18 protein-coding genes are annotated in these 18,517 nt (G+C 53.3%); 5 read left to right on the top strand and 13 right to left on the bottom strand.

Annotation, left to right across the window (positions count from 1 at the left end):
• Positions 1-90 precede the first annotated feature (90 nt).
• From ABVN44_RS10695 to ABVN44_RS10685, 3 genes are read left to right on the top strand one after another with little or no spacing between them, the layout of a single operon-like run.
• Complete coding sequence (locus ABVN44_RS10695; protein ID WP_023232355.1) at positions 91-1,434, top strand: PTS sugar transporter subunit IIC; 1,344 nt, start codon at positions 91-93, stop codon at positions 1,432-1,434.
• Between the two features lie 29 nt (positions 1,435-1,463).
• Positions 1,464-1,784 carry a PTS sugar transporter subunit IIB gene (locus ABVN44_RS10690; RefSeq protein WP_001522988.1) on the top strand — a complete coding sequence of 107 codons (321 nt, stop codon included), beginning with the start codon at positions 1,464-1,466 and terminating at the stop codon, positions 1,782-1,784.
• Between the two features lie 9 nt (positions 1,785-1,793).
• Complete coding sequence (locus ABVN44_RS10685; protein ID WP_023232356.1) at positions 1,794-3,281, top strand: sulfatase; 1,488 nt, start codon at positions 1,794-1,796, stop codon at positions 3,279-3,281.
• Positions 3,282-3,500: 219 nt separating this feature from the next.
• On the opposite strand, the gene artJ is transcribed toward ABVN44_RS10685, so the two are convergent.
• The 6 genes from artJ to ABVN44_RS10655 all read right to left on the bottom strand — a co-directional run bounded on the left by artJ (position 3,501) and on the right by ABVN44_RS10655 (position 8,081).
• The gene (artJ, locus tag ABVN44_RS10680) at positions 3,501-4,232 is read right to left on the bottom strand and encodes an arginine ABC transporter substrate-binding protein ArtJ (RefSeq protein WP_000737538.1); all 732 of its coding nucleotides are present in this window, start codon (positions 4,230-4,232) and stop codon (positions 3,501-3,503) included.
• Positions 4,233-4,468: 236 nt separating this feature from the next.
• A complete protein-coding gene (artM, locus tag ABVN44_RS10675) occupies positions 4,469-5,137 on the bottom strand; it encodes an arginine ABC transporter permease ArtM (protein ID WP_000895396.1) in 669 nt (222 codons plus the stop codon).
• Positions 5,137-5,853: an arginine ABC transporter permease ArtQ gene (gene artQ / locus ABVN44_RS10670; RefSeq protein WP_001001677.1), complete on the bottom strand. Its 717-nt coding sequence runs from the start codon at positions 5,851-5,853 to the stop codon at positions 5,137-5,139. Before artQ ends, artM begins: the two co-directional genes overlap by 1 nt.
• A 6-nt stretch (positions 5,854-5,859) precedes the next feature.
• Positions 5,860-6,591: an arginine ABC transporter substrate-binding protein ArtI gene (gene artI, locus ABVN44_RS10665; RefSeq protein ID WP_000756587.1), complete on the bottom strand. Its 732-nt coding sequence runs from the start codon at positions 6,589-6,591 to the stop codon at positions 5,860-5,862.
• Between the two features lie 17 nt (positions 6,592-6,608).
• Positions 6,609-7,337 (bottom strand): arginine ABC transporter ATP-binding protein ArtP, encoded by a 729-nt coding sequence (gene artP, locus ABVN44_RS10660; RefSeq protein ID WP_000027186.1) that lies wholly within the window; start codon positions 7,335-7,337, stop codon positions 6,609-6,611.
• 228 nt (positions 7,338-7,565) lie between these two features.
• On the bottom strand, positions 7,566-8,081 hold the full coding sequence (locus ABVN44_RS10655; protein WP_001270724.1) for a lipoprotein: 516 nt from the start codon (positions 8,079-8,081) through the stop codon (positions 7,566-7,568).
• A gap of 127 nt (positions 8,082-8,208) precedes the next feature.
• Between ABVN44_RS10655 and ABVN44_RS10650 the strand changes: the two genes are divergently transcribed.
• Complete coding sequence (locus ABVN44_RS10650) at positions 8,209-8,532, top strand: heavy metal-binding domain-containing protein (protein ID WP_001160725.1); 324 nt, start codon at positions 8,209-8,211, stop codon at positions 8,530-8,532.
• Complete coding sequence (locus tag ABVN44_RS10645; RefSeq protein WP_023203679.1) at positions 8,529-9,359, top strand: N-acetylmuramoyl-L-alanine amidase; 831 nt, start codon at positions 8,529-8,531, stop codon at positions 9,357-9,359. The genes ABVN44_RS10650 and ABVN44_RS10645 overlap by 4 nt, the downstream gene beginning before the upstream one ends.
• On the opposite strand, the gene ABVN44_RS10640 is transcribed toward ABVN44_RS10645, so the two are convergent.
• The 7 genes from ABVN44_RS10640 to ABVN44_RS10610 form a co-directional block, all read right to left on the bottom strand.
• The gene (locus tag ABVN44_RS10640) at positions 9,356-10,369 is read right to left on the bottom strand and encodes an NAD(P)-dependent oxidoreductase (RefSeq protein WP_000866904.1); all 1,014 of its coding nucleotides are present in this window, start codon (positions 10,367-10,369) and stop codon (positions 9,356-9,358) included. The genes ABVN44_RS10645 and ABVN44_RS10640 overlap by 4 nt on opposite strands.
• 95 nt (positions 10,370-10,464) lie before the next feature.
• Positions 10,465-11,898 (bottom strand): SDR family oxidoreductase, encoded by a 1,434-nt coding sequence (locus ABVN44_RS10635; protein WP_023232205.1) that lies wholly within the window; start codon positions 11,896-11,898, stop codon positions 10,465-10,467.
• 10 nt (positions 11,899-11,908) lie between these two features.
• Positions 11,909-12,910, bottom strand: coding sequence for a low-specificity L-threonine aldolase (gene ltaE, locus ABVN44_RS10630; RefSeq protein WP_000566346.1), 1,002 nt, complete (start codon positions 12,908-12,910; stop codon positions 11,909-11,911).
• A 38-nt stretch (positions 12,911-12,948) separates the two neighbouring features.
• Positions 12,949-14,667 carry a ubiquinone-dependent pyruvate dehydrogenase gene (gene poxB, locus ABVN44_RS10625; RefSeq protein WP_000815309.1) on the bottom strand — a complete coding sequence of 573 codons (1,719 nt, stop codon included), beginning with the start codon at positions 14,665-14,667 and terminating at the stop codon, positions 12,949-12,951.
• Positions 14,668-14,824: 157 nt separating this feature from the next.
• Positions 14,825-15,793 (bottom strand): NADH oxidoreductase, encoded by a 969-nt coding sequence (hcr, locus tag ABVN44_RS10620; protein WP_023216393.1) that lies wholly within the window; start codon positions 15,791-15,793, stop codon positions 14,825-14,827.
• An 11-nt stretch (positions 15,794-15,804) separates the two neighbouring features.
• A complete protein-coding gene (gene hcp, locus ABVN44_RS10615; RefSeq protein WP_000458776.1) occupies positions 15,805-17,457 on the bottom strand; it encodes a hydroxylamine reductase in 1,653 nt (550 codons plus the stop codon).
• A 143-nt stretch (positions 17,458-17,600) separates the two neighbouring features.
• Positions 17,601-18,500: a lysine exporter LysO family protein gene (locus tag ABVN44_RS10610; protein ID WP_000491118.1), complete on the bottom strand. Its 900-nt coding sequence runs from the start codon at positions 18,498-18,500 to the stop codon at positions 17,601-17,603.
• Positions 18,501-18,517 lie beyond the last annotated feature (17 nt).

The following is an 18,517-nucleotide window of genomic DNA, read 5'->3' as shown; positions in this document are numbered from 1 at the left end:
GGTGGTTTATCGGGTAACTTTCAATAGCATCAGCGAAGCAATACGTAACGTCAGTAAAGGGGTCAATCATGACAACGAATAGGCACGCTTATGGAGGGCGTTCAGACGATGTTTGCCAAATTTATAGATGTTATTCAAACGTTTTTAACTGAACCGGCAATATTAATTGGGATATTAGTCGGTGTTGGCTATGCGCTGGATAAAAAGACGCCTATAAAAATTATCACCGGTATGATCAGCGCGATGGTCGGTTTGATGATGGTGTTATTTGGCGGCTTTCAATTTTCAGCCACTTTTAAACCGGTTGCAGAGGCAGTCAGCAAGGCTTATGGCGTGCATGGATACTTAATGGATTCATACGCCATGAAAGCCGCGACGCAAATAGCGCTGGGCGATAATTTCGGCTATGTAGGATACGTTTTTGTATTGGCGTTTTTTACTAACCTGTTATTAGTTTTATTTGGCCGTTATACCGGCGCAAAAGGTATATTTCTTACCGGTAATACCGGGGTCTCTCATTCACAGGCAGTACTGTGGTTAATCGTCTTCTGGCTGGCGTTCGGTTGGGTACAATCCATTGTAATTGCCGGGGTATTGACCGGGGTCTTTTGGGCGTTTTCAACTACACTTATTGTTAAACCCATCGCCAAAGTGACCAATAACGCCGGTTTTACCATTGCGCATAACCAGATGCTGGGACTGTGGTTTTTCTCGAAATTCGCGCATAAATTCGGCGATCCGGAAAAGCATGACGCCGAAAACCTGAAACTTCCCGGTTGGTTAGCCATTTTTAACCACAACGTGACGGCAATCGCCATTGTGATGACGCTCTTCGTTGGCGGTTTTCTATTGGCGACAGGGATCGATAACGTACAGTTAATGGCGAAAGGCAAACCCTGGTATATTTATATCATCAATCTGGGCCTGCAATTCTCTATGTATATGGTCATCTTGCTGCAGGGCGTGCGGATGATGGTTGGTGAAATTAACGGTTCGTTTAAAGGATGGCAGGATCGCTTTATTCCTAACGCCATACCGGCTGTGGATGTTGCTGCTTTATTACCTTTTTCGCCTAACGCGGCCACGCTGGGATTCGTCTTTTGTACTTTCGGCACGATTTTTTCCATGGGCATTCTGCTGCTCATCCATAGCCCTATTATGGTATTGCCTGGTTTTGTTCCGCTCTTCTTTTCCGGCGGTCCCATCGGCGTATTAGCCAACCGAATGGGGGGATATCGTTCCGTTATTATTTGTACTTTCCTGTTAGGGATTATTCAGACTTTCGGTACGGTATGGGCCATTCCTTTAACCGGGCTGGCAAAAGAAGGTGTGGGCTGGACGGGAATATTTGACTGGGCGACTCTGTGGCCTGCAATTTGTGAATTACTGAAATTTATTGCTTCAACGTTCCATCTTGGTCCTTATTCCATTTAATTGATTCGGTTTATATAAAGGATTTTATTATGAAAGATTCTGTAAATATTTTATTCGTATGCGGTTATAGTGTAGGCAGTAGCGTAATGTTACAGACTGTTGTTAAAAAAGCGTTAGCAAAATATGACTTCTCTTTTGATATGGAGCATACGGCAGCGGGAGAGGTCGGTGGATTTACCGACTGGGCAGATATTTATGCGATTTCGAAAAAATTGCTTGATGTTGTTAGCCTCGATCCTAAACACGGACAATATCTCATTCCCATTGAAAATATCATGGATGGCGAATCAATAGGTAAACAGATTTACGATGTGGTAGAGAAAAATTTTCCGCACCTGCTCAACAAATGAGGGTGAGTCATGAAAGCGATTATTCTGCTGTTTGACAGTCTGAATAAAAACTATTTGCCGCCCTATGGTGATTTGCTAACGAAAGCGCCTAACTTTCAACGCCTGGCGGCACATGCCGCCACCTTTGACAATAGTTATGTCGGCAGCATGCCCTGTATGCCAGCCCGTCGGGAACTGCACACCGGGCGCTATAATTTCCTGCATCGTGAGTGGGGGCCGCTGGAACCCTTTGATGATTCCATGCCGGAATTATTGAAAAAAGCAGGGATCTACACCCATCTTATCAGCGATCATCTGCATTACTGGGAAGACGGCGGCGGTAACTACCATAACCGCTATAGCTCCTGGGACGTAGTACGCGGTCAGGAGGGCGATCACTGGAAGGCAAGTGTTGGCGAGCCGCCCATTCCGGAAGTACTGCGCGTTCCACAAAAACAAACCGGAGGCGGCGTTTCCGGGCTATGGCGTCATGACTGGGCGAACCGCGAATACATCCAGCAGGAAGCCGATTTTCCCCAGACGAAAGTTTTTGACGCCGGGTGCGATTTTATCCATAAAAATCATGCCGAAGATAACTGGTTATTGCAGGTTGAGACGTTTGATCCGCATGAGCCGTTTTATACCACCGAGGAATATTTATCGCTCTATGACGATGAGTGGCAAGGCCCGCATTATGACTGGCCGCGCGGCAAAGTCAGTGAAAGTGAGGAGGCGATAGCGCATATTCGCTGTCGTTATCGGGCCCTGGTTTCCATGTGCGACCGCAATCTGGGACGTATCCTTGATCTGATGGATGAACACGATCTCTGGCGCGATACGATGCTGATTGTCGGTACCGATCACGGCTTCTTGCTGGGGGAGCACGGTTGGTGGGCTAAAAATCAAATGCCCTATTATAACGAGGTGGCGAATAACCCGCTGTTTATCTGGGACCCGCGCAGCGCGGTATGCGGAGCGCGACGGCAGTCGCTGGTGCAGATGATTGACTGGGCGCCAACGCTACTGGATTATTTTCAGCAACCTATTCCCGCAGATATGCAGGGCCAACCGCTGGCGAAAGTCATTGCCAGTGATGAACCCGTCAGGGAAGGCGCGCTGTTTGGCGTGTTTAGCGGACATGTTAATGTTACCGACGGACGCTATGTTTATATGCGGGCCGCGCAGCCGGGGCGTGAGCATGACATTGCGAACTACACGTTAATGCCGATCAAGATGAATGCGCGTTATGAAGTGGATGAACTGGGAAAATTATCTCTGGCACCTCCGTTTAAATTCACTAAAGGGCTTCAGGTATTACGTATTCCGGCCAGGGAAAAATATAAAGGTGTGAATAGCTTTGGTCATCTCTTGTTTGATCTCAGAGACGATCCGCAGCAGCAACATCCTATTCATGATGAGGCCATCGAAGCAAGGATGATCAACTTACTTATCCGTTTGATGAAAGAAAATGATGCTCCGGCGGAGCAGTATCGCCGTCTGGGTCTGGATGTTATCTAAAAACGTAACAATGTTGTAAGCCGGGTACGCGTCAGCGTCACCCGGCAAGTATTAGTCCGAATCGCCTGTTGATGCAGGCGTTTGAGACTGATGACAAACTGTAGCATGCTCAATGGCGCTGCGCTTATCAGGCCAGGATAGTTTCCTGATGGCGACCCGTGGGCTGAATAAGGTATTTATACTGCCATTTCGCAACACGGTAGGCTAATCACATACGTCTTACTGCGGGAACCACTGATCGCTAATTTTCTGATAAGTGCCGTCCGCTTTAATGGCGGCCAGCGCATTATTCAGTTTTTCCAGCAACGCCTTATTGTCCGGGCGCACCGCGATGCCAAGTCCGGTACCGAAGTATTGCGGATCGGTCACTTTCTCTGTTGCCGGACCCAGTTGCGGATTCGTTTTCAGCCACTCATTGACCACTGCGGTATCGCCAAAGACACCGTCAATACGGCCATTTTTCAGGTCGATAATCGCATTCTGGTAGCTGTCGTAGGCCACGGTTTTGACCTCCGGATGTTTATCCTGGAGATATTTTTGATGCGTGGTGCCATTTTCCATACCGATACGCTTACCTTTTAGATCGGTAAAGGTTTTATAGGTGTCTTTTTTGGCAATCACCAGCGCGGAGTTCGCATAATAGGGATTGCTAAAGGCGACCTGCTTACTGCGCTCCGGGGTAATGTCCATTCCGGAAATGACGGCATCATATTTTCTGAATTTCAGCGCCGGGATAAGACTATCGAAAGCATGATTGGTAAAAGTACATTCTGCCTGCATTTGCTTGCATAATGCGGTTGCCAGATCGATATCGAAGCCCACAATTTTATTACTCGCATCCAGGGATTCAAACGGGGGATAGGTGGCGGAAACCCCGAAATTGATTTTTTCAGCGGCGATGCTGCCAGTGGCGAAAGAGGCGAGTAATGCGGCCAGAACTAACTTTTTCATGATGTCACTCCCGTAATCTTATGATTATGCGCCGTGTCTGCGGCATAGATTTACAATGCCATCAATTGAATTTGTATGCAATAAAAATGATTAAATATTTTGAAATGGATAAAAAAAGACGGACAGGTTAACCACTTGTCCGTCGGATTTATTCAATATTATGCATCGTAGGCTTGATAAGCGCAGCGCCATCTGACCATTGTCGAACGGCGGCGAGAATGCCTTATCCTGCCTGGTTAATTGCGCCGCTCAAACGCCAGGGCTTTACGCTCAATCAACCGCATCATCAGCGTCAATAGACCGTTGACGACCAGGTAAATTACGCCTGCCGCGCCAAATACCACCACATCGTAGGTACGACCATAGAGCAACTGACTGTACCCCATGACTTCCATCAAGGTGATGGTATAGGCCAGCGAGGTACTTTTGAAGACCAGTACCACCTCATTAGAATAGGAGGAGAGGGCGCGTTTAAACGCATAGGGCAACAAAATCGCCAGCGTATCTTTCTTACTCATCCCCAGCGCGCCGCAGGACTGCCACTGACCTTCCGGAATCGCGCGAATCGCGCCATAAAATAGCTGCGTCGTGTAAGCGGCGCTGTTTAGCGACAACGCGATCAGTGCGCACAGCCACGGTTCAGACAGTAGATGCCAGAGTAGCGGATACTCTTGCAGCGTCGGGAATTGACCGGGTCCGTAGTAGATCAGGAAAATTTGCACCAACAACGGCGTACCGGTAAACAACGTGATATAGCCGCGCACCAGCCACACCACGAACGGCGTTTTTAGTGTCAGGATAATGGTAAAAACTAACGCCAGCACCAAAGCGACGGCAATAGAAGCCACGGTCAGCGTCAGGCTGGTGTGTAGCCCTTTTAGCAGTTCAGGTAAGTACTCAAGCATTAGTCCGGCCTCCGCTCAAAACGTGTCGCGCGCAGGTCTATGCGTTTGAGAATGTACTGACTGATCAGCGTAATGACCAGGTAAATAGCCGCCGCAATAATGTACCAGTTAAACGGTTCCTGGGTGCGTGTGGCAATACTTTTGGTCTGCAACATCAGATCGTTAACGCTGATAAGGCTGACCAGAGCCGTATCTTTTAGCAACACCAGCCACTGATTACCCAGCCCTGGCAGAGCGTGACGCCACATCTGCGGCATCACCAGACGGAAAAAAATCGCCGTCTTTGATAATCCCAGTGCCTGACCCGACTCCCACTGACCAGACGGAACGGCTTTCAGCGCGCCGCGTAGCGTCTGCGACGCATAGGCCGCATACAGCAGGGACAACGCAATCACGCCGCACAGGAACGGACTGACGTCAAAGTTCTCAATCTCCATTTGCACCGGGATCTGCGTAAAGCCGAGATGGAGGGTAAACCCGTCAGACAGCGTAAGCAGGAGTTGCGAGGAGCCGAAATAGATAAACAGCACCACCAGAATTTCCGGCAGGCCGCGCAAAATAGTGACCAGCGCGGAGCCTATCCAGGCAATCGGGCGCCATTTTACGGACTCCCAGACGGCAAAGAACATGGCTAACGCGAGGCCAATGATCAGCGCACAGACGGCAAGGCCGACGGTCATCCCGGCGGCGCTTGCTAAAGGAAAAAATTCGTTCATCAAAGATTACTTCTGGAACCATTTGTTATAGATGGTCTCGTAAGTCCCATCTTTCTTCACTTTTTCCAGCGCAGTATTGAATTTCTGCTGCAGCTCGGTGTTGCCCTGGCGTACCGCGATACCCAGGCCGGTGCCGAAATAATCTTTATCGGTGACTTTATCGCCGACCGGCACCAGCTTAGGATTGGCTTTCAGCCATTCGGTCACGACCGCCGTGTCGCCGAAAACAGCGTCGATACGGCCATTTTGTAGATCCAGCTTCGCGTTCTGATAGCTGTCATACGGTACGGTGGTGATTTCCGGATGCTTATCCATGATGAATTTCTGGTGCGTCGTACCGTTCTGTACGCCGACTTTCTTACCTTTCAGTTGATCGACGCTGGTGTATTTGCCCTGCTGACCCACGAACAGCGCGGAGTTGTCGTAATATGGCGTGGTAAACAGCACCTGCTTTTCACGTTCCGGCGTGATATCCATTCCCGCCATTACAGCGTCGAAACGGCGGAATTTCAGGCTGGGGATCAGGCTGTCGAACGCCTGATTGGTAAAGGTACAGGAGGCGTCGATCTCTTTACATAGCGCGTTGGCCAGGTCGACGTCAAAGCCGACAATCTTGTTATTAGCATCCATCGATTCGAACGGCGGATAAGACGCTTCGGTCGCAAAACGAATGGTCTGGGCTGCTGTAGCGGAAAGGCTAAAGCCTGCAATTAGCGCGGCAATCAGAACTTTTTTCATTGTCATTGTCCCGAATCTTAGTGAGAGAGATAGTTTTTGAACGCTTCGGTCTGAGGGTGGGCAAAGCAACCCGCATCACCGTGCTCGACGATGTGACCATTTTCCATATAAATCACACGACTGGCGGTCTTACGCGCCACTTCGACTTCATGCGTAACGATCACCTGAGTAATGTTCGTTTCCGCCAGCTCATGAATAATGCTGACGATTTGAGCGGTAATTTCCGGGTCCAGCGCGGCGGTCGGTTCATCAAACAGCAGCACCTGCGGCTCCATCATCAGCGCGCGGGCAATCGCGACGCGCTGCTGCTGACCGCCGGAAAGGTGCAACGGATAACGATCGCTATATGGCTTCAGACGTAAACGCTCCAGCAGCTTTTCTGCGCGCGCCAGCGCCTGATCTTTTGTCAGACCCAGTACGCGGCAGGGCGCTTCAATCAGATTCTGCACAACGGTGAGATGCGGCCAAAGATTATATTGCTGAAAGACCATTCCGACATTTTGACGTAGCTCACGAATCGCCTTATCGGACGGCGTTTTCGTAAAGTCAAAATGGTTCCCGGCGATAGTCAGAGTGCCGGAGCGCGGCATCTCAAGCAGATTGAGTACACGCAGCAGCGAACTTTTACCCGCCCCGCTTGGGCCAAGCAACACCAGCGTTTCGCCTTCGGGGCAATCCAGCGTGATATCGAACAGCGCCTGATGCGCGCCGTAAAAGCAATTAATGCCGTTTAATTGAATACTCATTGACACTCGTATACAGGCAGTCTGATAGCTATTGAAGCCGCAGATAGTACCTTTCGCAGAATAGTTATGCAATATTTATGCGTTAAAAGTTAAATATATCCCACATTCTTCCCTAAACATAGCACAAAATAGCAGGAGGAATAGTAGGTAAGAAGAATTGTCGGCATCCCGGGCAGAATGCCAGACAATTTACGGGGTTATAGGTGCAAAAGCGGGGAATACTGGCTGTTAACGGTTTTCTATCGACTGGCGCAGCGTACCGGCAGGGGCATGGACATCTCCGCCCAGATAGCGAACGTCGTCAATCACCCAGCATGAGCCTTCGTGAATCATAAGCACTTCATCCTGCCAGCTTTGATCGCCCTGTTTTAACGCCACCCGCAGAGGAATGTTGCGCGCATCTCGGTTCGGAATGGTTGATGCGCTGGCGACGTTGGCGCTATCCGGCAGCGTAGCGCGGCTGGAGAACAGATCGCCGCTCATCAACTGGCGGTGCTCCGTATCGCGGCTGGCGTCGGTCAACAATTTCGCCAGGTTATCACTCAAGTAGGGGCGAAGCGCGGCGATATCATTGCTGTGGTGTTGAATACGGTAGTCGTAAAATTGTTGAGCCACGCTGTCCGGGCCGCCTTCCACACACGCGCCGATACGCGGGCCATTATCTTTGTAGGCGGGAGTGACGGTCGTACAGGCGCTAAGCAGAAGCGCGCACGGGATGAGCAAAGAGAGTTTAGAATAGCGCATGATGATTTCCTTATAGGCGATCGAGCAAAAACCGATCTACGATAATCAATTATATCCTTTCAATGATAGCGTATCAGCTTGATAATGCGTTTGAGATCGTGTGCTTAGCTAACCCGGGAGATTCACTATGCAGTTTTCAACAACCCCAACGCTGGAAGGACAAAGCATCGTGGAGTATTGCGGTGTGGTGACGGGCGAAGCCATTTTAGGCGCCAATATTTTCCGCGATTTTTTCGCCGGCATTCGGGATATCGTCGGCGGACGTTCCGGCGCGTATGAGAAAGAGCTGCGTAAAGCGCGTGAAATCGCTTTTCAGGAACTTGGCGAGCAGGCTAAAGCGTTGGGCGCCGATGCGGTGGTAGGCATCGATATTGATTACGAAACTGTCGGCAAGGATGGCAGTATGCTGATGGTCAGCGTCAGCGGAACGGCGGTGAAAACGCGCCGATGAGAGCGCTACTGTGGCTGGTGGGTCTCGCGTTGCTGTTAACAGGCTGCGCGAGCGAAAAAGGAATTATCGATAAAGAGGGATATCAGCTTGATACCCGACATCGGGCGCAGGCGGCCTATCCGCGCATTAAAGTCCTGGTGATTCACTATACGGCGGAAAACTTTGACGTTTCGCTGGCGACGTTAACGGGCCGCAACGTCAGTTCGCATTACCTGATTCCCGCAACCCCGCCATTATATGGCGGTAAACCGCGCATCTGGCAACTGGTGCCGGAACAGGATCAGGCCTGGCATGCGGGCGTCAGTTTCTGGCGAGGCGCCACGCGTCTCAATGATACGTCTATTGGCATTGAGCTGGAAAATCGCGGCTGGCGAATGTCCGGCGGGGTGAAATCTTTCGCGCCGTTTGAATCCGCGCAAATTCAGGCATTGATTCCGTTAGCGAAGGATATTATCGCGCGCTATAACATCAAACCGCAGAATGTGGTGGCCCATGCGGATATCGCGCCGCAGCGTAAAGACGATCCCGGCCCGCGCTTCCCGTGGCGCGAGCTGGCGGCGCAGGGGATTGGCGCCTGGCCTGACGCCCAGCGTGTGGCGTTTTATCTGGCTGGACGCGCGCCGTATACGCCAGTCGATACCGCAACGGTGCTTGCGTTACTCTCGCGCTATGGCTATGAAGTCAAAGCCGATATGACGGCGCGCGAGCAGCAGCGGGTGATTATGGCGTTCCAGATGCACTTCCGTCCGGCGCAATGGAACGGTATCGCAGATGCCGAAACGCAGGCGATTGCCGAAGCATTACTGGAGAAGTACGGCCAGGATTAACGCGGTAAATTTCCGTGATCGCGCAGCCAGGCGGCGGTGCGCTCAATGCCTTCGTCCAGCGTGACGATGGGCTGGTAGCCCAACTCGTCCTGCGCGCGAGTCGTATCGAGCGTAAAATCAAAATTCAGTTTTGACACGCCGTAATGCGTTAGCGGGGGCTCTTTGGCGGATTTTTTGCCGAAGCGCTCCATACTGCGGGCGATCATATCCAGCATCGGGTAAGGCACAGAGCGAATGCGGCAGTCGATAGTCAGTTCATCAATTAACTTTTGTACGATGCTGCGTAAGGTGCGGTTTTCGCCGTTAGTGATGTTATAAGCGCGGCCAGAAGGCAGATGATCGCAGCCCGGCTGGCTGGCCAGCCACATGGCGTGGATCGCATTTTCATAGTAGGTCATATCGACCAGCGCGCTGCCCCCGTGCGGTAATAAGACGCTACCGTAATGGTGCATCATATGCGCCAGACGTGGGATAAATACTTTATCGTGCGGGCCAAACAGGCTTTGCGGACGCAACACCGTAAAACGTGTTTGCGGATTAGCCTGCGCCAGCAGATTAATCACCTCTTCGCCGGCGGCTTTACTGCGGGCGAATTCATTGGCAAACCGATGCGGACGGAAATCCTCTTTGATATCACGGTGATGGTGGTAATCAAAATAGAGTGAGGGAGAGGAGATATGAATAAAATTGCGCACGCCCCAGGCGACCGCCCATTCTCCCAGGCGGCGGGTAGCGCGAACATTCGCCAGATCGAAAGCTTGTTGGGTTCCCCAGGGCGAGGTAAAGCTGGAGCAGTGCCACAACGTGTCGATCCCGGCGAGCATCACTTTAGCCTGCGAGGAGACCAGTTCGGTTAAATCCGCATGGACGAATTCCGCGCCCATTTTTTCAAGCAGCTTGCCCATCGCTTCATTGCGACCCGTCGCTCTGACGCTGATGCCTTTATTGCGCAAAAATTCAACCGCGTTTCGACCTAAGCCGCTGGTGGCGCCGGTAACCAGTACCTTCATATCAATCCACTGTGTTTAATAAACCGTCGTGCGCATTCTTCCGTGAATTACGTCGGTATGCAATGGGAAACACGAAAGAATACAGCAACTTTTTCTCATTTTTCTGTGATTTGTTCTGCAAGTCGGGCAATACGCCTTGCCATTCCCCGGAAAATAAACAGGTGCGCCGGGATCATCAGTAGCCAGTAAATCAGGCCCGGCATTCCGTGTGGATGCCACCAGGCGCGCACGTCAATTTCGCGGTAGCGACCTTTATCGTGCAGCGTGAAGCTAAGCCGCCCCAGACCCGGCGCTTTCATGCCAAACAAGAGCGTGAGCTGTTTTTCTGGTTCGACAATGATCACTTTCCAGCTATCTACCGTATCGCCAGGCTTGAGCAAAGTATGCGACGGGCGGCCTTTCGCCAGTTTATGCCCCACCAGACGATCCATCGCGGCGCGCGTCTGCCACAAAATATTGCCGAAAAAATAGCCCTCTTTGCCACCCAGCCGATTTACGACCTGCCAGAGCGCCGATAGGCTGGCCGGGGTCTGCGCGGTAAAGCCCGCCTGCTTTGGAAAATAGCCGTATTCGGGACGCCAGCGGGCGAAGGCCAGCGCGTCGTAGCCCCAGTCGCTGGAGTTCACCAGTTTTTCTTCTTCTTTCAGCGTGCGGCGAACGGCGTCATCAAAGGTGATAAGCGTTTGGGGGATCAACTTTTTTAACGCGGCGTCATCGGCCAGCAAATCGTGCCTTAACCCCTGGATTAACGCTTTTGCGGTAGTCGGCGGCACAGAGGTAATGACGTTTAAAAACCAGACCGAAATCCAGCGGGTCGGAAAAGGCACCGGGATCAGCGGACGCCGTTTACCGCTGACGGCCATAAAACGTTCAAACTGCTGCTGATAACTTAATACCTGCGGCCCGGCGGCTTCCAGAATACGATGCTCGCGAGCAGGGTGGTCCAGCAAGCCGACCAGGTAGTAGAGTAAATTTTCCAGAGCGATGGGCGTGGTGCGCGAACGCACCCAGCGCGGCGGCGTGAGTATTGGCAGGTTGTAAACCATGTCACGCATGACTTCGAAGGCGGCGGAGCCTGCGCCGACGATGATCCCGGCGCGTAATTCCGTCACCGGCACGCCTGCGTCGCGCAGCGTGTCAGCCGTAAGCTGGCGGGCGCGCAGGTGATCGGATTGCTCATGCGTTGGCGCCTGCAGTGAACTTAGGAAAATAAGTTGTTTAACCGGCGTCTGGCGCAGCGCGTCGCGCACGTTGAGCGCCGCCTGACGCTCATGGGCGATAAAATCGCCGCCTTCGCCCATGCCGTGTACCAGATAGTAAACGGTATCAATGTCGCGAAGCAGCGCGGGTAAATTTTCCGGCCAGTGCAGATCGACCTTATGACAACTGACGTTGGCGAGGCGCTGTTTTTCCAGACGTTCCACGCGCCGCGCCGCCGCCCGCACCTGATGCCCTTGCTGACTTAGCGCACAGACCAGGTGCTGGCCGATATAGCCGCTGGCGCCGAGAACCAGAATGCGTTGCGCCACGTTGCTCTCCTTAGCGGGCTAAAAAGGCGCGCCAGTGGGCGACGACGTCGGCAAGCTGTTCGCGAGAGACATCCAGATGCGTCACCAGACGCACAATCGGCGCGGCGTTAATCAGGATATTCCGTTCCCGTAAATAGTCGCCAAGCGCGGCGGCCTGTGCTTCGCCAACGCGAACAAACAGCATATTCGTTTCGTGGCGCATGACCTCCGCGCCCGCTTCGCGAAGCTGCTGCGCCAGCCAGGCGGCGTTGTCATGATCCTCTTGCAGACGCGCCACGTTATGCTTCAGCGCATACAGTCCGGCCGCTGCCAGAATCCCGGCCTGACGCATTCCGCCGCCGACCATTTTACGCCAGCGCGTCGCGCGTTTAATGTAATCGCGGTTGCCGACCAGCAGCGAACCGACCGGCGTTCCGAGACCTTTTGACAGGCAGATGGTAAAAGAGTCGCAATACTGCGTAATCTCTTTTAACTCACAGCCGTAGGCAACCACCGCGTTAAAAATTCGGGCGCCGTCAACGTGCAGCGCCAGCCCACGTTCGCGGGTAAATGTCCAGGCGTCTTTCAGATACGCGCGCGGCAGCACTTTCCCGTTATGCGTATTTTCCAGACTGAGCAAGCGCGTGCGCGCGAAGTGGATGTCATCCGCTTTAATCTTCGCCGCCACGTTCTCCAGCGGCAGCGTACCGTCCGCGGCGGCGTCGATGGGCTGCGGCTGAATGCTGCCGAGCACCGCCGCGCCGCCAGCTTCATAGAGATAATTATGCGCGCCCTGACCGACGATATACTCTTCGCCGCGTTCACAATGGCTAAGCAGCGCGACCAGATTGGCCTGGGTGCCGGTGGGTAAAAAAAGCGCCGCTTCTTTACCGGAAAGGTCGGCGGCGTAGCGCTGAAGGGCGTTAACAGTAGGGTCATCGCCGTATACGTCGTCCCCGACCGGGGCGGTCATCATCGCCTCGAGCATGGCGCGACCCGGTCGGGTAACGGTATCACTGCGTAAATCAATCATGGCACATCCCTGGATTTTAAAAGGTGATGTGCACTGTTTTACCTTAGCCAGTTCGTTTTCGCCAGTTCGATCACTTCATCGCCGCGGCCGCTAATAATGGCGCGTAGCATGTACAGGCTAAAGCCTTTCGCTTGTTCCAGTTTGATCTGCGGCGGGATCGCCAGCTCTTCTTTTGCCACGACCACGTCAACCAGTACCGGGCCGTCAATGGAAAACGCGCGCTGTAGCGCACCGTCCACGTCTGCGGCTTTTTCCACGCGAATACCGGTAATGCCGCAGGCTTCGGCGATACGCGCGAAATTGGTGTCGTGCAGTTCGGTACCGTCGGTAAGGTAGCCGCCGGCTTTCATTTCCATCGCCACAAAGCCCAGCACGCTGTTATTAAAGACGACGATTTTTATCGGCAGCTTCATCTGTACCACCGAGAGAAAATCGCCCATCAGCATACTGAAGCCGCCATCACCGCACATCGCGATAACCTGCCGACCCGGCGCGGTGGCCTGAGCGCCGAGCGCCTGTGGCATGGCGTTGGCCATTGACCCGTGGTTAAACGAGCCCAGCAGGCGGCGCTTGCCGTTCATTTTTAGATAGCGGGCCGCCCAGACGGTCGGCGTGCCGACATCGCAGGTAAAAATAGCGTCGTCAGCGGCGAAATGGCTAATTTGTTGCGCCAGATATTGTGGATGGATGGCTTTATCGCTGAGTTTGGCTAAGTCATCAAGTCCCTTACGGGCGTCCCGATAGTGCTCCAGAGCTTTATCGAGGAATTTACGATTGCTTTTTTCTTCCACCAGCGGCAGCAGGGCGCGAAGCGTGGCTTTAATATCGCCCACCAGCGCCATGTCGACTTTGCTGTGCGCGCCAATACTGCCCGGGTTGATGTCAATCTGAATGATTTTGGCATCGCTCGGATAAAAGGCGCGATAGGGGAACTGGGTGCCGAGCAGGATCAGCGTATCGGCGTTCATCATGGTGTGGAAGCCAGAAGAGAAGCCAATCAGGCCGGTCATTCCCACATCATAAGGGTTATCGTACTCAACGTGCTCTTTGCCGCGCAGGGCATGAACGATTGGCGCTTTTAGTTTTGCCGCCAACGCGACCAACTCCTCATGCGCGCCCGCGCAGCCGCTACCGCACATCAATGCGATATTGCTGGAGTAGCGCAGCAGTTGCGCCAGTTTTTTTAGCTCTTCCTCTGCCGGCGTGACGACGGGGTGCGGGGCATGGTACCAATGAGTGACGGCGTTTTCAGGCGCAGGTTTCAGCGCCACGTCACCCGGAAGTACGACCACGGAGACGCCGCGGTTTAGCACCGCTTTGCGCATGGCGATGGCGAGTACCTGCGGGATCTGCTCCGGGCTGGAAACCAACTCGCAATAGTGGCTGCATTCACGGAACAACTCCTGCGGGTGGGTCTCCTGGAAATAACCGCTGCCGATTTCACTGGACGGAATATGGGCGGCGATCGCCAGAACAGGGACGTGGTTACGGTGGCAATCAAACAGGCCATTGATCAGGTGCAGGTTGCCCGGTCCGCATGAACCGGCGCACACTGCCAGCTCGCCGGTAAGTTGCGCTTGTGCGCCGGCAGCGAAAGCGGCGACCTCTTCGTGGCGGGTTGGCATCCATTCAATGGTTCCCATACGATTAAGACTATCGCTCAGGCCGTTCAGGGAATCGCCAGTGACGCCCCAGATTTGTTTTACGCCAGCCTGTTCCAGCGTTTTGGCGATAAAAGCAGCAACGGTTTGTTTCATGGTTCTCCATCTCCTTAAATGTGATAACGATTACAAGTTTAGTTGAAGATGACGATGACGTTTTTCTTTGGCGAAGAGAGGGGCGAAAGGATGAAGCGAGCGGCAAATCGCCCGGTAGCGCTGACGCTTACCGGGCCTATGATGGAACGTTTACCGATTATGCGAGAACAAGATCGCCCTGCGGATGGCAGGAGCAGGCCAGTACGTAACCTTCGGCAATCTCCGCCTCGCTCAGCGTCATGGTGCTACTCACCGTATAGTCGCCGGAAACGACTTTGGTTTTACAGCAGCCGCAAACACCTGCCCGACAGGCAGCGGCAACCGGTACTTTATTACTCTCCAGCGCCTCCAACAGCGTCGTACCGATCGGGGCATAAAATTCCTGCGCTGGCTGTAGCTTGGTGAATTTCAGGCCGCTGGTTGCCGTTTCCGCCACCGGCGTGAAGAACTTCTCTTTAAAGAAGCGCGTTACGCCAAGCGCTTTCACTCCCTGTTCGACGAAATCCATATAGGGCGCCGGGCCGCAGGTCATGATGGTGCGCGATGCCAAATCCGGTACGCGCTGTAATAATTCCGTGGTCAGACGGCCCGCGACAAAACCTTCCGTGGCATGATTTTCCGCCACTAGCGTGACCGGATACTGTCGCCACTCGTCGGCAAAAATCACATCATCCGGCGAACGGACGTTAAAGATGACCTGCACGTCGGCCTGCGGGCGGTATTTCGCCAGCCAGCGACGCATCGACATGATTGGCGTTACGCCACAACCGGCGGCGAGCAGCAGAAACTTGTCTTCTGTTTTATCGTCACAGGTAAAATCGCCCATTGCATCAGACAGCCAGATGTAATCGCCGCGCTTGATGTCATGGGTCAACCACTGTGAGCCCGTGCCATCGTCAATCCGACGAACGGTCAGCGTGATATATTCACTGACGCCCGGCGTAGACGAAAGGGTGTAGGCGCGCAGCGTTTCCGCTGAATTACGCACGCTCACCAGCGCATACTGCCCGGCGCGATAAGGGTAGTAGTCATGGCATAATAGCGCAATTGTCCATACATCCGGCGTCTCCTGACGGATGTGATGCACCTGCATTCGCCAGGGACATTGTGAGGTTGGCATCGTCATCATTGACCTCCTTACGCGCTCAGCAATTGCTTCATGTCTTCTTCAACGGTGGTCACGGAGCGCAGGCCGAACTTCTCGTTGAGGATAGCCAGCAGATCCGGCGTGAAGAAGCCCGGCGCGGTCGGCCCGGTGACAATATTTTTCACGCCTAATGACAGCAGCGTCAGCAGAATCACGATCGCTTTCTGCTCAAACCAGGAGAGCACCAGCGATAGCGGCAGATCGTTGACGCCGCAGCCCAGTTTTTCCGCCAGCGTCACCGCCAGGATAATTGCGGAGTAAGCATCGTTACACTGACCGGCATCGACCAGACGCGGCAGCCCTTCGATGTCGCCGAACTCCAGTTTGTTGAAACGGTATTTACCGCACGCCAGGGTCAGGATCAGGCAGTCATCCGGTACGCTGGTGGCGAAATCGGTAAAGTAGTTACGCTCGCCGCGCGCGCCGTCACAGCCGCCGACCAGGAAGATGTGACGCAGTTTTTCACGACTGACCAGATCGATGAGCGTATCGGCAGCGCCGAGCAGGGTCTGACGGCCAAAACCGACGGTGATGAGATGCGGAATTTCGCTATACGGGAAGCCCGCCATCTGCTGCGCCTGGGCAATGACCGGCCCGAAGTCATCGCCTTCCAGGTGGCTTACACCCGGCCAGCCGACGATGCTACGGGTCCAGATACGGTCGTCATAGCTGCCCACGGTCGGGTCGATAATGCAGTTAGAGGTCATCACGATTGGGCCAGGGAAGCGGGCGAATTCGACCTGCTGATTCTGCCAGCCGCTGCCGTAGTTACCGACCAGATGCTTGAATTTACGCAGTTCCGGATAGCCATGTGCGGGCAGCATTTCACCGTGAGTGTAGACGTTAACGCCGGTGCCTTCGGTCTGCTCCAGCAGGTTGTAGAGATCTTTCAGATCGTGACCGGAGATCAGAATGCACTTGCCTTCAGTCGCTTTGACGTTGACCTGAGTCGGCGTTGGGTGACCGTATTTGGTGGTTTCACCGGCATCCAGAATGCTCATCACTTTGAAGTTCATCTGGCCGATTTCCATTGCGCACTCCAGCAGCGCGTTCATGTCAGCAGGCCAGGTGCCCAGCCAGGCCATGATTTTGTGGTACTGCGCGTAAATGTCGTTGTCGTATTGACCGAGAACGTGCGCGTGCTCCATATACGCCGCCGCGCCTTTCAGACCGTACAGGCACAGCAGACGCAGGCCGAGGATGTTCTCGCCAATGGCGGCTTTGTCTTTATTCGGGGTAAATTCCGCCGCCTGACGTTGCAGGTCGCCCAGATCGTCGCTGACCAGTTGCAGATCGGCCATCGGATTGTCGCAATGCGCATTAGCATCCACGCTCAGGCACTGCGCTTTCAACGCTTCACGCAAGGCAATCGCTTCACGGGCGTAGCCGACGATACGCGGAGAGTCGAAGTTAACGTTGGTCAGCGTGGAGAAAAACGCGCGCGGCGCAAAGTTATCAACGTCGTGATTAATGATGCCATATTCACGGGCCTTCACCGCCCAGGCAGACAAACCTTGCAAAGCCGCAATCAGCAGATCCTGCAGATCGGACGTTTCAGCTGTTTTACCGCACATTCCCTGCGCGTAGGAGCAGCCGTTTCCGGCTGGTGTACGGATGGTTTGTTCACATTGCACACAAAACATGGTCACACCTTTTAAAGTTATATTTAATATACATGTTTAAGGTTATGCCTGTGAACAAAAGGATAAAAGGGATTTCTGCCATAATGTGCAAGGAGATTGATTTAGCGCAATTTTGGCGGCAGATGCCTACCGCCAAAGAGGTATCAGGCCGAGAAGAACGCCATTAAGAGGGGGACCAGCAGGCTGAGGATAAAGCCATGTACGATAGCCGCCGGAACAATCTCTACGCCGCCGGAGCGCTGTAATACCGGCAACGTAAAGTCCATTGAGGTCGCTCCGCACAGGCCCAACGCCGTTGAACGGCTGCGGCGAACCAGACCGGGAATAAGCATAATGGCTAAGAGCTCGCGGGCCAGATCGTTAAAAAATGCCGCGCTGCCGATAACCGGTCCAAACGACTCCGTCAGCAAAATACCGGAAAGAGAGTACCAGCCGAAACCTGACGCCATCGCCAGGGCGGTTTTTAGCGGTAAGTCCAGGATAAACGCATTAATCACGCCGCCCAGTAATGAGCTTGCCACGACAACGACCGCGACCATCATTCCCCGGCGGTTAAGCACAATTTGCTTTAAGGTCATGCCGCTATTTCGTAGCTGAATCCCCACCAGGAACAATAAAAAGATCAGCGTATATTCACTGGCTTCGGTGGCGTGCTGTAAAACAGAGAGTCCGCTCAGGCCGATGACAAACCCCAATACCACTACGCCGCACAGTTGCAGCGACTCCAGCGCCATGGCAATACGTGAAGGCAGTTTTTCCTGCTGATGATGGTGACGCCACGGGAGGATACGTTCCAGCCACAATAAGGCGGCGATATTACACAATAAAATAATCGTAATACTGACGGCGGAATAATGAAAAATCGCCACCAGATTACTGGCGAGGTTATCCAAAAACGCCAGGCTTATTCCCATAAAAAAGAGAATAAGGTACACGATCCAGCTCAGTAGCCGGTTAATAAGTTGTAATGCGGCTTTATGTCGCAGTGGAATGAGATAGCCCACAATCAGTGGAACCAGAATGATTAAAAGTCCTGAAAACATGAACAGCCGGGCCCTTT

Source organism: Salmonella sp. SJTUF15570 (genome assembly GCF_043357055.1).
In the GTDB taxonomy this organism is placed as follows: domain Bacteria; phylum Pseudomonadota; class Gammaproteobacteria; order Enterobacterales; family Enterobacteriaceae; genus Salmonella; species Salmonella enterica.
The sequence above is the reverse complement of the archived record's forward strand: the minus strand, read 5'-3'. Positions and strand labels throughout refer to the sequence as shown.

Bases quoted from the DNA above. Each gene is read 5' to 3' on its own strand.
- ABVN44_RS10695 (WP_023232355.1), top strand. From the start codon at position 91: ATGGAGGGCGTTCAGACGATGTTTGCCAAATTTATAGATGTTATTCAA.
- artM (WP_000895396.1), bottom strand. From the start codon at position 5,137: ATGCTTGAGTACTTACCTGAACTGCTAAAAGGGCTACACACCAGCCTG.
- artI (WP_000756587.1), bottom strand. From the start codon at position 6,591: ATGAAAAAAGTTCTGATTGCCGCGCTAATTGCAGGCTTTAGCCTTTCC.
- artQ (WP_001001677.1), bottom strand. From the start codon at position 5,853: ATGAACGAATTTTTTCCTTTAGCAAGCGCCGCCGGGATGACCGTCGGC.
- artP (WP_000027186.1), bottom strand. From the start codon at position 7,337: ATGAGTATTCAATTAAACGGCATTAATTGCTTTTACGGCGCGCATCAG.
- hcp (WP_000458776.1), bottom strand. From the start codon at position 17,457: ATGTTTTGTGTGCAATGTGAACAAACCATCCGTACACCAGCCGGAAAC.
- ABVN44_RS10655 (WP_001270724.1), bottom strand. From the start codon at position 8,081: ATGCGCTATTCTAAACTCTCTTTGCTCATCCCGTGCGCGCTTCTGCTT.
- ABVN44_RS10640 (WP_000866904.1), bottom strand. From the start codon at position 10,369: ATGAAGGTACTGGTTACCGGCGCCACCAGCGGCTTAGGTCGAAACGCG.
- ABVN44_RS10645 (WP_023203679.1), top strand. From the start codon at position 8,529: ATGAGAGCGCTACTGTGGCTGGTGGGTCTCGCGTTGCTGTTAACAGGC.
- ltaE (WP_000566346.1), bottom strand. From the start codon at position 12,910: ATGATTGATTTACGCAGTGATACCGTTACCCGACCGGGTCGCGCCATG.
- ABVN44_RS10610 (WP_000491118.1), bottom strand. From the start codon at position 18,500: ATGTTTTCAGGACTTTTAATCATTCTGGTTCCACTGATTGTGGGCTAT.
- ABVN44_RS10685 (WP_023232356.1), top strand. From the start codon at position 1,794: ATGAAAGCGATTATTCTGCTGTTTGACAGTCTGAATAAAAACTATTTG.
- ABVN44_RS10650 (WP_001160725.1), top strand. From the start codon at position 8,209: ATGCAGTTTTCAACAACCCCAACGCTGGAAGGACAAAGCATCGTGGAG.
- hcr (WP_023216393.1), bottom strand. From the start codon at position 15,793: ATGACGATGCCAACCTCACAATGTCCCTGGCGAATGCAGGTGCATCAC.
- artJ (WP_000737538.1), bottom strand. From the start codon at position 4,232: ATGAAAAAGTTAGTTCTGGCCGCATTACTCGCCTCTTTCGCCACTGGC.
- poxB (WP_000815309.1), bottom strand. From the start codon at position 14,667: ATGAAACAAACCGTTGCTGCTTTTATCGCCAAAACGCTGGAACAGGCT.
- ABVN44_RS10690 (WP_001522988.1), top strand. From the start codon at position 1,464: ATGAAAGATTCTGTAAATATTTTATTCGTATGCGGTTATAGTGTAGGC.